The following is a 12,607-nucleotide window of genomic DNA, read 5'->3' as shown; positions in this document are numbered from 1 at the left end:
CGCTACCTCCCGACAAAGAGACGATCGGCGAGCACTGGCGGCAGGCCGTTGTCGCGAATGCGCTGCGCCGCCGTTTCGATGTCATAGGGGGCGCGGCACCAGGTGATTTCGCGAGAGACCGTATCGAACATCGCAAACGAGGCTGCGGGATCGCCGTCGCGCGGCTGGCCGACCGAGCCCAAGACCGCAAGCCAGCGCCGGCCCGTCAGCAACTGCACGCCGACGCCCGAAATCGGCACAAAGCTCGTCATCTTTCCCGTCGCCGACATCGAATAAAGCGCGGGCCGGTGAATGTGGCCGCAAAAGGTGATGTGTGCATCTGTGGCAATAAGGCTTCGCCCGGCATCGGCGCTGGAGCGGACGTAACGCCATTTGGCAGGCGCGCTCGCCTCGGAATGGACGTAGAGGCGATCGTCCTCTTGGCGTGTCAGCGGCAGTTCTGCCAGAAATTTCCGCTCGGGCGCGCTCAATCGGCCGCGTGTCCATTCGATCGCGGCCTGCGCCTCGGCATTCATGGTTTCCGCCGGCGAGCCGATGGCGGTGTCGTGGTTGCCGCGTACCGCGAGCGCCCCGTCGCCAACGAAACCCATGACGGCCTCGACCGTCCATTCGGGATCGGCGCCATAGCCGACATAGTCACCGAGGAAAACGAAACGCTCGGCGCCGCGTGCGCGCGCCGCCTCGAGACAAGCAGCGAAGGCCTGCCGGTTGGCGTGAATGTCCGCAAGAAGTGCCAGCCGCACGCGTTGCCTCCCCCACCAGTCATGACGACCGGCGACGTCTCCGCTTTGAGGGATATCAAACTACAGGGGGCTGGCGGTCGGCAAATCTGCCGCCAAGGGAAACGACAATGGCAAAAGAGCCCTAGCGCTTGCACACCTCGATGCCCCGCCGCAGCAGCGCGATCAAGGCGTCGATCCGCGCCGGCAGTTGCGGATCTTTCCATTCGTCGGAATGGGCCGGGTGGTGGAAACGGGTCGAGGCGTCGAAAATCGCCTGTGCGGTGGCTTTGGTATCGGCAATCTCGAAAGCGCCCTGCTTGACGCCATCAGCGAGGATCAGTTCAAGCTGGCCGGTCAGGCAGGTCTTGTGGCCGTTGACCGTCTTGCAGGCTTCGCGCGCCAGCGTCAGGTAGGTCGCAAACATCTCGGGGTCTTCGAGATAGCGTTTCTGCTTCGCGGCAAACAACGCGCGCAACCAGCTTTCGAATTTGGCCGGCGCAGGGCCGGCGCTTTCGGCGATTTTGGCAAGCGGCGTCGAAACGCGCTCGAGCCAGCGTTTGGCAACGGCCTCGCGCAGCGAAGCCTTGCTCGGGAAATGGCGGTAGACGCTGCCGTGACTCACATCGAGCGCACGGGCAACGTCAACGACAGTGGCTTTGGCAAGGCCATAGCGGCGCAGAACGTCTTCCGTGACTTCCAGAATGCGTTCCGGGGTCAAGACCACATTCTCGTTCATCGGCGCACTCCTGCTTGCGTCAGCCTAACCTATATATGGGCAGGCGATCCCAGCGGTTAGCGGGCGAGGCGCTCGGCCTGTTCGGCGAGGTGCTGTGCAATCCGCCGGTTCAGCCAACGCTGGATTTGGGTCGTCAGGTGTAAGATTTCGAATGTCATGGCTTTAGTCCTTAGAAACTGGCCCCGGCTCGCCGTTTGGAGCGGCCTCGCCGGGGGACCCTGTAGTAGGCGTCACGAGCTATATACACCATCTCGCTGACAGATTTCAATATCTGTCATTCAATATTATGTGATGGCAGGGTTGCATCCACAGGCTCGGTGAGCCCCCTGCAGGTGGTGGTTTGTAACCCCCCGCCTGCTCTGCTAAAGCGCCCCTAACCCCCTCAAAAGGCTCAGAGTCGCCAATGATCCCCCGCTATACCCGCCCGGAAATGGCCGCGATCTGGGAGCCCCAGACCCGCTTCAAGATCTGGTTCGAGATCGAAGCCCATGCGGCTGATGCGCTGGCGGAATTGGGCGTTATCCCGAAGGAAGCCGCGAAAACCATCTGGGCCAAGGCCAAGAACGCGACCTTCGACGTGGGGCGGATCGACGAGATCGAGCGCGAGACCAGGCACGATGTCATCGCCTTCCTCACGCATCTGGCCGAAATCGTCGGCCCGGAGGCGCGCTTCGTCCACCAGGGCATGACCTCGTCGGACGTGCTCGACACTTGCCTCAACGTGCAGCTCACGCGCGCGGCCGATTTGCTGATCGCCGATGTCGACAAGGTGCTTGCCGCGCTGAAGAAGCGCGCCTTCGAGCACAAGATGACGCCAACCATCGGCCGCTCCCACGGCATCCACGCTGAGCCCGTGACCTTCGGATTGAAGCTCGCCTATGCCTATGCCGAATTCTCGCGCGCCCGCGAGCGCTTGATCGCCGCCCGCCACGAGGTCGCGACCTGTGCGATCTCGGGCGCCGTCGGCACCTTTGCCCAGATCGATCCGCGGGTGGAAGAGCACGTCGCAAAAGCAATGGGGCTGCGGCCGGAGCCGATCTCGACGCAGGTGATCCCGCGCGACCGCCACGCGATGTATTTTGCGACGCTCGGCGTCATCGCCTCCTCCGTCGAACGCCTGGCGACCGAAATCCGCCACTTGCAGCGCACCGAGGTGCTGGAAGCCGAAGAGTTCTTCTCCGAAGGGCAAAAGGGTTCGTCGTCGATGCCGCACAAGCGCAACCCGGTGCTGTCGGAAAATCTCGCAGGCCTGGCGCGCATGGTGCGTGCCTATGTGACGCCGGCGCTGGAAAATGTCGTGCTCTGGCACGAGCGCGACATCTCCCATTCCTCCGCCGAGCGCATGATCGGACCCGACGCGACCGTCACGCTCGACTTCGCGCTCAACCGTCTGGCGGGCCTCGTCAACAAGCTCCTGGTCTATCCGGAGAACATGCAGAAGAATCTCGACCGCCTGGGTGGGCTTGTCCACTCACAACGCTTGCTGATCGCGCTGACGCAAAAGGGCGCGAGCCGAGAGGACGCCTACAAGCTCGTGCAGCGCAACGCGATGCCGGTGTGGCGCGGCGAAGGCGACTTCCTGTCGCTGCTAAAGAAAGATGCCGACGTTAAAGAATATCTCAGCGATGCCGAGATCGAGGAGCAATTCGATCTTGGCTATCACCTCAAGCACGTCGACACGATCTTCAAGCGCGTGTTCGGCCAAGCCTGAATCTGCGGGCCTGAACACGCTCACGCTCAGCCCGGCTGGCCATCCACCATCCGCGCGGCGATACGGTCTCGCTTGATGAAGTGATGCCAGGCCGCCGCCGCCGTATGAAGGACGATCAGCGCCAGCAACACATAGGCAGCAAAGATGTGCCGGTCCTCAAAGGCATCCGCCGTCGCCTTGTCGGGCGAGGTGAACTGAGGCACGTGGAACAGGCCGAAGAAGCTGCCGTAGTCCCCCTGCGGCCGCGCGCCCGAATGCGCCCAGCCAAGACCGATCACGACAAAGGTGGCGAGATAGAGCGCGCCATGACTGATGGCCGCGGCGGCCCGCTGCCAGGGCGGCGTATCCTTTGGCAAAGCCGGCGTCGGATTGATCGCGCGCCAGATCAGGCGAAGCGCGATCAAGACCAGCAGGATGTAGCCGACATCGGCATGGATCGAACGGTAGAAGAAACGATCCGGCCGTGCCGGGATGTGGTTCATCCACCAGCCGTACGCCAGCATGCCGAGAATGGTGAGGCCAATAATCCAGTGAAAGGCGCGCGCGACACTGCCCCAGCTCGAAGTCGTATTTCGTATCATTGCTGTCCCGAAAGGTTTCGAATTCGCGTCCAATGGGTCGGACTGATTACATTAAAACGATGGTTCGTCGCGCCCGTTTTGGGGGCGCTTTCTTAGAACTCATGCAAAGCGGGAATTATTCCCGCCCCTGGCCTCTGTCCTCCCTCTAAAAGGCAACTGAAAGGTAACGCCGGATCGGCTAGGATGAACGCCATGGGGGAACGTCCGACCATTCTTGTGTTCGATTCAGGCCTTGGCGGCCTCACCGTGTTGCGCGAGATCGTGCGCGCGCGCCACGACGCTCATTATCTATACGTGGCAGATGACGCTTTTTTTCCCTATGGCCACCATAGCGAGGAAGAGATCATTGCCCGCGTGATGCCGCTGATCGGCGACTTGATCGTGGAGCACCGTCCCGATCTCGTGGTGATCGCCTGCAACACGATGTCCGTCTCGGTCATGGCCCATTTGCGCGCGGCGTATACTGTACCCTTCGTCGGCACCGTGCCGGCGATCAAACCGGCCTGCGCGGCTTCGAAAACCAAGCGCGTGTCGGTACTCGGTACCAAGGCGACCGTGAAACGCGAATACACCCAGGCGCTGATCCGCGATTTCGCGCAAGGCTGCGAGGTCACGCTGGTCGGATCGGCGGAGCTTGCGGCACTGGCCGAGACGGCGCTGAGCGGTGGCGAGGTCAGCGATGAAGCGATCCGGGCTGAACTCGAGCCGTGCTTTGTCGGCGCCGGCGAAGACGCCCGCACCGACACGATTGTGCTCGCCTGTACCCACTATCCGCTGCTGCTGGACCGGCTGAATGAGCTGGCGCCCTGGCCGGTCGACTGGATCGATCCGGCGCCTGCGATCGCGCGGCGGGTGACAAGCCTGCTTCCCGAGGGACGCGGCGCGCCGGACGCCGCAGACGCCAAAATGATGTTCACGTCGGGACGGCCGCGCCGGTTGAGCGCGGCGCTGACGCCGTTTTTCGGCGGCCGCGTGCCGGCGTAAGACGAGCGTTCATATTTCCATATATTTTTCAGATATTTATCCCCGGTTCATGTACCGTCCCATAAAGTCGCTGGCTGAAAGCTCGGGTCTCACGGCGCGTGCTTCGTGCTAAATCGACCAGTCAGATCTCAAAGGGGCGAAAACCGAGAGGAGCGATGCGCGGAACGAAGCGAAAAATCTCATTGCCGCGCCGTTTTCTGATCGACTTCATGCACGCATCGATGCGCGTGCCGGCGATTTCGTTCTCGCGCCCGCTCGATGTCGGCCCGCTGATGGCGGCGCGCGCCAAGGCGAAATCGCCGCCTGGCTGGGCCGCCGTCTTCGTCAAGGCGTTTGCGATCGTGGCACAGGACGAGCCGGTGCTGCGTACGCTCTACGTCAAGCTGCCGTGGCCACATTTCTTCGAACTGCCGCGCAGCGTGGCGATGGTCGCGGTGGCGCGGACCGAGTGCGGCGAGGAGTTCATCCTGCCTGAAAAGGTGCCTGATCTGGAAAGCCGTTCGCTGGCCGAGATCGATGCGCAGATCCGCCGCGCCAAGAATGCGCCGATCGAGGACATTCCGACTTTCCGCAAGATCCTGAGGGCGAGCCGCCTGCCGCTGCCGCTCCGCCGCCTGAGCTGGTATCTAGGCCAGAATTTCGGGCGGATGTGCGCCAATAATTTCGGGACCTTCGGGGTGACCTCGGTCGCGGCTTACGGGCCCGGCGACCTGCGGGCGATCAGCCCGAACCCCTTCCTCATCAGCTATGGCGTGGTCGGGCCGGACAACCGGATCGACGTCAGTCTGCGCTGGGACCATCGGGTTACCGATGCCGTGGCCGCCGCGCGGGCGCTGAATCGGCTGGAACAGGTGCTGAATACCGAGATTTCCGCCGAAATACTGGCCTGCGGCGCTCACCAAGCGGGTCCATGAAACGGCCCGTTCGCATTGACAGCAGGGCCGTTTCTGCCTAGAAACCGCCCTGCTCGCGGGCCGTTTTCGGCCCGCGATGCGTTTCGCGACCCGCGGTCCACTCTTTACCAGCTTTAAGGGTTCGGACCTGTCGGCAGTACGGAAATTCCGGCTGCACAGGAGGGCGCGTTTCCTCAAACCAACTGCTTTAGAGAAAGAGGACGCGATGACAAAGCGTAGTGAGGCGAAATACAAGATCGACCGCCGTATGGGCCAGAATATCTGGGGCCGCCCGAAGAGCCCCGTGAATCGCCGCGAATACGGCCCCGGCCAGCACGGCCAGCGCCGCAAGGGCAAGCTCTCCGACTTCGGCGTGCAGCTCCGCGCCAAGCAGAAGCTGAAGGGCTATTACGCCAATATCAGCGAGCGCCAGTTCCACGGCGTCTACGTCGAAGCCGGCCGGATGAAGGGCGACACCGGTGAAAACCTGATCGGCCTGCTCGAGCGTCGTCTCGACAGCGTCGTGTTCCGCGCCAAGTTCGTCGCCACGATGTTTGCCGCCCGCCAGTTCATCAATCACGGCCACGTCAAGGTGAACGGCCGCAAGGTCAATATCTCCAGCTACAAGCTGAAGGTCGGCGACCTCATCGAGGTCAAGGAATCCTCGAAGCAGCTGACGCATGTGCTTGAGGCAAGCCAGCTTCCCGAGCGCGACGTGCCGGATTATCTCGAAGTCGATCATGGCAAGATGACCGCGAAGTTCGTCCGCGTGCCCGCGCTCGCCGACGTGCCTTTCGCGGTGCAGATGGAGCCGCATCTGATCGTCGAATTCTATTCGCGCTAACAGACCTGTCTTTGCATATGACGTGAAAATCAAGGCCCCGGTTTTGCCGGGGCCTTTTGCTTGGTCACGTCCGCGAATTTTCGTCATGCGCTGGCCTTGTGCCGGGCATCCACGCCTTTATGGTCGCCGCAAAACAAGACGTGGATGGCCGGGCATAGGCGAGCGGAAGCGACGCCGTTCTTCGAACGGCTATGCCTGGCCATGACGCGAAACGGAGATAGTCAATGGCCTATACCCCCGTCCGCCGTGATCGCAAGGCACCCCCGGTCCGCATCAACCTGTTGTCGGACACCCAAACCCGGCCGACGCCGGCGATGCGCGAAGCGATGGCGCGCGCCGAAGTCGGTGACGAACAGGTCGGCGACGATCCCTCCACCAATCTGCTCTGCGACCGCGTTGCCGAACTGATGGGAAAAGAAGCGGCCGTGTTCCTGCCGTCCGGCACCATGTGCAATGTCACGGCAACGCTGGTCTATTGCCGGCCGGGCGATGAGATCCTCGCCCACGTCTCGGCTCACCTCATCGCGCGCGAAGGCGGCGCGCATGCAGCCCTCGGCGGATTCCAGATCACGCCTCTGCAAGGCGCCGACGGCAAGTTCACAGCCGAAACCTTCCGCGCGGCGCTGCACCCGCGCACGCGTTATCAGCCACCGCAGACGCTGGTCAGCGCCGAGCAGACCGCCAATATCGGCGGCGGCACGATCTGGAAAAAGGCCGATCTCGACGAGGTCGTCAAAATCGCCAAGGCCAACGGCATGGCGACCCACATGGACGGCGCGCGGCTATTGAATGCCACGGTCGCCACCGGCATCAGCGCGCGCGACATGACCGCGGGCTGGGATTCGGCCTGGATCGACTTCTCGAAAGGCCTAGGCGCGCCGATCGGCGCGGTGCTTGCCGGCACGCGCGACTTCATCGATCAGGTATGGCGCTGGAAGCAGCGCCTCGGCGGCTCGATGCGGCAGTCCGGCATGTGCGCCGCTGCCTGCACTTACGCACTCGATCATCACGTCGACCGGCTTGCGGAAGATCACGCCAATGCTCGCGCGCTGGCGCGGGGGCTGGCGCAGATCCAGGGCGTCGAGGTGCAGGAGCCCGAAACCAATCTCGTGTTCTTCAAGCCGGATGGCGCCGGCATCAGCGCCAACGACATGATTGCCGCGCTAAACAAGCGCGGGGTGCAGATCGCGGTGATGGATGGCCGCATCCGTGCGTGCACACATCTCGACGTCACCTCAGCCATGATCGAGGAAACGATCGCCCACGTACGCGAAATCGTCCGGAAGGCGTAAGCCGCCTCAGCTTTCGGCCGGTTTGTTAACAAGCCGCAAGGCCGCCAGCATCGACGTGGCGAACATCGTGCATACCATGGAGACGACGGTGGCCCCGCGCAGATCGCTGACGCGCCAAAGCTGGCCGGCAGCATCCACCACCTCGCCGCTCTGGCCGATCAGCCACGGCGTGACGTGTGTGAGGCCTGAACTTAAGTAAAACGCGATCGCGATCAGCCGTAATGATCGCGTCTGCGCGGGCCCCGGCAAGCCCGGCCGGCGGCCGAGATAAATGGCGAAGGCCTGGAAGAACAGCCACGACGTCAACAGCCAGCCGGCATAGTTCGACAGCGGCACGCCAAAATGGGCGCCGCCATCGTGCCAGATCCAGGCCTTGGCGATGGTGGATTCCGCTGGCTCCATCACCACGTCCCACTGCGTCATCACGAAGGCTGCGACAAGCGGCAACGCGAAACGTTCGAGCCTCCCGCGCGGGCGCGCCGGTACGCCGAGCAGGACGGCCGCGACATGCCAGGAAAAATACCCCATGCCGAACCACAGCGGTCCGACGATGACCGGGATAACGCCGACATGCGGAAGGTTCGCGCCGACCTCGAAGTGATAATGGCCAAACGGAAAACCTGTCAGTGAGCCAAGATTCTCCATGGCAAAAGTGATGGCGATGCAGATCGCAAACAGCGCGAACCCATCCCTCCACCCGTAAAACACAACCGCATGGATCAAGGCGGCGAGAATGCCGATCGCCGCCAGGACTTGCGCCAGCGGGTTCGGATTCCAGGCAAAGCCGATCACCAGCGCCAGATAGACGACAAGAAGGATTCCAACCGCCAATTTGACAGGCGGAAACGCCTCGCTGCCTGTCTTGACGGTTTCCTGCACGGTCATCACGGGCCTTGTTTCTCGAGCGCCTGGTAGATCAGCTTCTTCAATTCGATCTGAATACGCTGGCGCTGCGATGGCGACGCCAGCATGCAGACCGCAAACATATCGTCTTTGGGATCGACGAAGAAGAACGTGCCGCCGGCGCCATCCCAGCGATATTCCCCCGTCGGCAGCAGCGGGTTCTCGACCACCCGGACGGCGAAGCCCAAACCGAAACCACTGTCGCCACTCGGGAAATAATAGTAATCGCGGGCGATCCCGGATTCCGGCGGCACCAGGTCCGATGTCATCAGGGAAACCGTTTCGGGCTTGAGATATCGCCTGCCGTCGAGTTGACCGCCGTTGAGCAGCATCTGCGCGAAGCGCGCGTAGTCATCGGCAGTACCGACCATCCCTCCGCCACCGGATTGCCAGCGCCGCCGCTGGACCGGATCGCCGAGGCCTTTGACGGTGCTCAGCGGAACATCGCCGGGCAGCGGCTCGGCGACACGCGAGCGCCTGGAATCGTCGACCCTGAACGCCGTATCGATCATCCCGAGAGGATCGAGCAGCCGCTCCTTTTCGAACGCATAAAGCGATTTTCCGGAGACGACCTCGATGACGCGACCGAGGACGTCGGTCGAGTGGCCATAGTCCCACAGCGTACCCGGCTGTTCGGCCAGCGGCAATTTCGCCAGCCGCTCGGCGAGCTCCGCATTGTCGACGTCGCCATCAAACAGATTGCTCTTCGCATAGAGTTGCCGAACGGGGTTATCGCCGTAAAAGCCGTAAGTGATGCCGGAAGTCTGACGCAGGAGATCGAGAATTGTGATCGGGCGCGCCGCAGGTTCGGTGGCCAGAACCACTTTGCCATTCTCGTCGTGTTTTTCGACCGCGACTTTGGTGCCGGCAAACACCGGAATGAATTTCGACAGGGGATCGTCGAGCGAGATCTTGCCGTCGTCGACCAGCATCATCGCGGCCACCGATGTGACCGGCTTCGACATCGAATACAGCCGGAAGATCGAATCATCCGTCATCGGACGCCGGCTTTCGGCGTCCTTGACCCCAAAGCTTTCGAGCAGAATCCGCTGACCGTGCCGCTGGATCAGAAGCACGGCGCCCGGAATCTTGCCGGTTGCGACCTCGTTGCGCAGGTAGTCGCGGACGCGTTCGAGGCCTCTGACCGAAAAACCAGACGCGACCAAGGTTGGGAATTCAGCGCGGGATGGGCTGAGACCGGTCGCGAAAAACAGGAGCGTCAGCGCAGCCGCAAGCCGGGCCACTAGGCCGTTCGTCCTTTGCGGACCGATCATCGCATTCACCGATTGGCTGGGACGTCAAATCTCGGCCGCAGTGTAGCGTCCGGCTCAATCCGGACAAGGCTCGCCGAACCCGGCCGGTGCGGTGGATTTGGCATTCGCTTCAGTCCTACCGCGAGTTCTCAGAGCGAATGCCAAATCCAAAACCGCACCGCAAAACTATATTTGCTGGTGTCCCTTTGGTTATGACATTCGTAAAAGAACCCGCCGCGTCGTCATACGAATGTCAGAACCGGGACACCAGCGCCTGTTCGTGCAGGGCGGCGCTGTCTTTGGAGAAGCAGCAGAAGATCACGCGGGTGATGGCGGGCGCCGCCTTCAAGGCCTCGACAGTGCTCGACACCGCGATATGCGCCGCGCGGTCGGCCGGAAAGCGGTAGACGCCGGTCGAGATCGCTGGAAACGCAATCGATGTCAGGTTGTTTTCGCGGCAAAGCGCGATGGCGCGGGTATAGCAGGAGGCGAGCAATTCATCCTCGCCGCGCTGGCCGCCGTTCCAGACCGGACCCACGGCATGGATCACGTGCTTGGCCGGCAGGCGGTAGCCCTTGGTGATTTTGGCGTCGCCCGTGGCGCAGCCGCCCAGCGTGCGGCATTCCGCCAGGAGCTCGGGCCCTGCGGCCCGATGGATCGCGCCATCGACCCCACCGCCGCCAAGCAAGGACGTGTTGGCGGCGTTGACGATTGTCTCGACACGCAGGGTCGTGATGTCGGCAACGACGACTTCAAACCGCACGCCACCGATCTGGCGCGCGACCGAAGGCATCAGGCGGCGGTTGTGACCGCCACGCCCTTGTCGGTGAAGAGTTGCTGCAATTCACCGGCCTGGAACATCTCGCGGATGATGTCGCAGCCGCCGACGAATTCGCCCTTCACATAGAGCTGCGGAATGGTCGGCCAGTTGGAGTAGGTCTTGATGCCGTTGCGCAGATCGGCGGACTCAAGAACGTTGAGGCCCTTATAGCCGACCCCGATGTGATCGAGGATCTGCACGACCTGGCCGGAGAAACCACACTGCGGAAACTGCGGCGTGCCCTTCATGAACAGCACGACGTCGTTCGACTTCACTTCGTTGTCGATGAATTGCTCGATGCTCATATTCTCTTCCCTTTGGGGTGGGTGACACACCCACTTCGGAATCGGGCCTCGCAGCGACGTGCCGGCTGGCCCTCCGCGACTCCCATATATGTACCCCAAACGCTTGTGCATCCAAAGCAATTTGGCGGTCGGAGCTGCCATGCGGGACCGGCTCGGCCCGCCCTTGGGGGGTAACGGATGACACAGCCCGTTCGTACCTGGTTCGACCCCGGGGAGGCTTTTTTCCCTGAAAGGAACTCCTATCTAGGACAGGCTGTTCTCGAGGAACCGCCCTTCGAGGCCGACGTTCTTCTTTTGCGACCCGGAGACCCCAGTGACGAAAACCGTATCCGCCATTGCCGCCTCTCGCCCGTCGTTATTTTCGGAAAAAACCGGCCTCGCAGACGAGCTGATCGACGCCTTTTTGGCGGTGCGAAACGAGACAGAACGTCGCGCCGCACCGCTCAGCCCCGAGGACCAGCTGATCCAGTCCATGCCAGACGCGAGCCCGGCCAAATGGCATCGCGCCCACACCACCTGGTTTTTCGAGCAGTTTCTGCTCGGCGAGCACTGTAGCGGATACAAGCCCTACCATCCCGACTACGCCTTCCTGTTCAATTCCTATTATGTCAGCGCCGGTCCCCGGCATGCCCGCGCCCGGCGCGGCGACCTCACCCGTCCCTCCGCCGACGAAATCACCGCCTACCGCCGTCACGTCGATGCGGCGGTCGTGAAATTCTTCCGCGAAGCGGGCGAGGAAAAGCTTTCCGCGATGGCGCCGCTAGTCGAGGTCGGCCTCAACCACGAGCAGCAGCATCAGGAATTGATGTACACGGACATCCTGCACGCCTTTGCGCAGAACCCGATTCCGCCAGCCTATGATCCGTCCTGGCAATTCCCCGCCGCAGGCGGCTCGGGCGAAGACTGGATCGAGCTCACCGAAGGCATCCATTCAATCGGGCACGCCGGCGACAGCTTTCATTTCGATAATGAAAAGCCGGTGCATCGCGCGTTGGTCGGCCCGGTCCGTCTTGCGCGCAACCTCGTCACCAATGCCGACTGGATCGCCTTCATGGCCGACGGCGGCTACACCACGCCGACGCTCTGGCTGATGGACGGCTTCGCCGCAGCGACAAACGAACAGTGGCAGGCGCCCGGCCACTGGCGCGAGATCGACGGTCAATGGCACATCATGACGCTGGCGGGTCTCAAGCCGGTCGATCCGGCAAGCCCGGTCAGTCATATCAGCTACTACGAGGCCGATGCGTTTGCGCGCTGGCGCGGCCAGCACCTGCCGACCGAAATGGAATGGGAAGTCGCCGCGCGCGCCGGCCTTCTCAACGACGCCTTCGGCATCGTCTGGCAATGGACCCGCAGCGCCTACTCGCCCTATCCGGGCTACCGCGCCATCGAGGGCGCGCTCGGAGAGTACAACGGCAAGTTCATGGTTAACCAGCTGGTGCTGCGCGGCTCGTCGCTGGCGACACCCGACGGTCATAGCCGTGTCACCTATCGCAACTTCTTCTACCCACACCACCGCTGGCAGTTCACTGGCCTAAGGCTCGCTGACTACGCCGACTAGGA

At 62.6% G+C, this 12,607-nt stretch carries 13 protein-coding genes; 6 read left to right on the top strand and 7 right to left on the bottom strand.

Annotated features, from left to right (window positions below; genetic code table 11):
- Positions 1 to 2: 2 nt before the first annotated feature.
- Both BUA38_RS26550 and BUA38_RS26545 read right to left on the bottom strand, forming a co-directional pair.
- The gene (locus tag BUA38_RS26550; RefSeq protein ID WP_072822603.1) at positions 3 to 743 is read right to left on the bottom strand and encodes a metallophosphoesterase family protein; all 741 of its coding nucleotides are present in this window, start codon (positions 741 to 743) and stop codon (positions 3 to 5) included.
- A 121-nt stretch (positions 744 to 864) separates the two neighbouring features.
- Complete coding sequence (locus tag BUA38_RS26545; RefSeq protein WP_072822601.1) at positions 865 to 1,458, bottom strand: TetR family transcriptional regulator; 594 nt, start codon at positions 1,456 to 1,458, stop codon at positions 865 to 867.
- Positions 1,459 to 1,861: 403 nt separating this feature from the next.
- On the opposite strand from BUA38_RS26545, the gene purB reads away from it, so the two are divergent.
- Complete coding sequence (gene purB / locus BUA38_RS26540; RefSeq protein ID WP_072822600.1) at positions 1,862 to 3,169, top strand: adenylosuccinate lyase; 1,308 nt, start codon at positions 1,862 to 1,864, stop codon at positions 3,167 to 3,169.
- Between the two features lie 26 nt (positions 3,170 to 3,195).
- Here the strand turns inward: purB and BUA38_RS26535 are convergent, their stop codons facing one another.
- Entirely contained in the window at positions 3,196 to 3,750 is a 555-nt protein-coding gene (locus BUA38_RS26535) for a cytochrome b (RefSeq protein WP_072822598.1), read from the bottom strand.
- Positions 3,751 to 3,942: 192 nt separating this feature from the next.
- Between BUA38_RS26535 and murI the strand changes: the two genes are divergently transcribed.
- From murI to BUA38_RS26515, 4 genes are all read left to right on the top strand, one after another.
- Positions 3,943 to 4,734, top strand: coding sequence for a glutamate racemase (murI, locus tag BUA38_RS26530; RefSeq protein WP_072826455.1), 792 nt, complete (start codon positions 3,943 to 3,945; stop codon positions 4,732 to 4,734).
- A gap of 155 nt (positions 4,735 to 4,889) precedes the next feature.
- Complete coding sequence (locus BUA38_RS26525) at positions 4,890 to 5,648, top strand: acyltransferase (RefSeq protein WP_072822596.1); 759 nt, start codon at positions 4,890 to 4,892, stop codon at positions 5,646 to 5,648.
- A gap of 205 nt (positions 5,649 to 5,853) precedes the next feature.
- Positions 5,854 to 6,471: a 30S ribosomal protein S4 gene (rpsD, locus tag BUA38_RS26520; RefSeq protein ID WP_072822594.1), complete on the top strand. Its 618-nt coding sequence runs from the start codon at positions 5,854 to 5,856 to the stop codon at positions 6,469 to 6,471.
- A gap of 224 nt (positions 6,472 to 6,695) precedes the next feature.
- Complete coding sequence (locus BUA38_RS26515; protein WP_072822592.1) at positions 6,696 to 7,763, top strand: threonine aldolase family protein; 1,068 nt, start codon at positions 6,696 to 6,698, stop codon at positions 7,761 to 7,763.
- Positions 7,764 to 7,769: 6 nt separating this feature from the next.
- Here the strand turns inward: BUA38_RS26515 and BUA38_RS26510 are convergent, their stop codons facing one another.
- From BUA38_RS26510 to grxD, 4 genes are all read right to left on the bottom strand, one after another.
- Positions 7,770 to 8,648 carry a carotenoid biosynthesis protein gene (locus BUA38_RS26510; RefSeq protein ID WP_072822590.1) on the bottom strand — a complete coding sequence of 293 codons (879 nt, stop codon included), beginning with the start codon at positions 8,646 to 8,648 and terminating at the stop codon, positions 7,770 to 7,772.
- Complete coding sequence (locus BUA38_RS26505; protein WP_072822588.1) at positions 8,648 to 9,940, bottom strand: serine hydrolase domain-containing protein; 1,293 nt, start codon at positions 9,938 to 9,940, stop codon at positions 8,648 to 8,650. Before BUA38_RS26505 ends, BUA38_RS26510 begins: the two co-directional genes overlap by 1 nt.
- 232 nt (positions 9,941 to 10,172) lie before the next feature.
- A complete protein-coding gene (locus tag BUA38_RS26500; protein ID WP_072822586.1) occupies positions 10,173 to 10,712 on the bottom strand; it encodes an O-acetyl-ADP-ribose deacetylase in 540 nt (179 codons plus the stop codon).
- A complete protein-coding gene (gene grxD / locus BUA38_RS26495; RefSeq protein WP_072822585.1) occupies positions 10,712 to 11,044 on the bottom strand; it encodes a Grx4 family monothiol glutaredoxin in 333 nt (110 codons plus the stop codon). The genes BUA38_RS26500 and grxD overlap by 1 nt, the downstream gene beginning before the upstream one ends.
- Before the next feature lie 313 nt (positions 11,045 to 11,357).
- Here grxD and egtB point away from each other — a divergent pair, with 313 nt between their 5' ends.
- Complete coding sequence (egtB, locus tag BUA38_RS26490) at positions 11,358 to 12,605, top strand: ergothioneine biosynthesis protein EgtB (RefSeq protein WP_072822583.1); 1,248 nt, start codon at positions 11,358 to 11,360, stop codon at positions 12,603 to 12,605.
- Positions 12,606 to 12,607: the final 2 nt, after the last annotated feature.

Source organism: Bradyrhizobium erythrophlei, assembly GCF_900142985.1.
Taxonomy (GTDB): Bacteria; Pseudomonadota; Alphaproteobacteria; order Rhizobiales; family Xanthobacteraceae; genus Bradyrhizobium; species Bradyrhizobium erythrophlei_B.
This window is presented reverse-complemented; position numbering and strand designations above follow the sequence as displayed.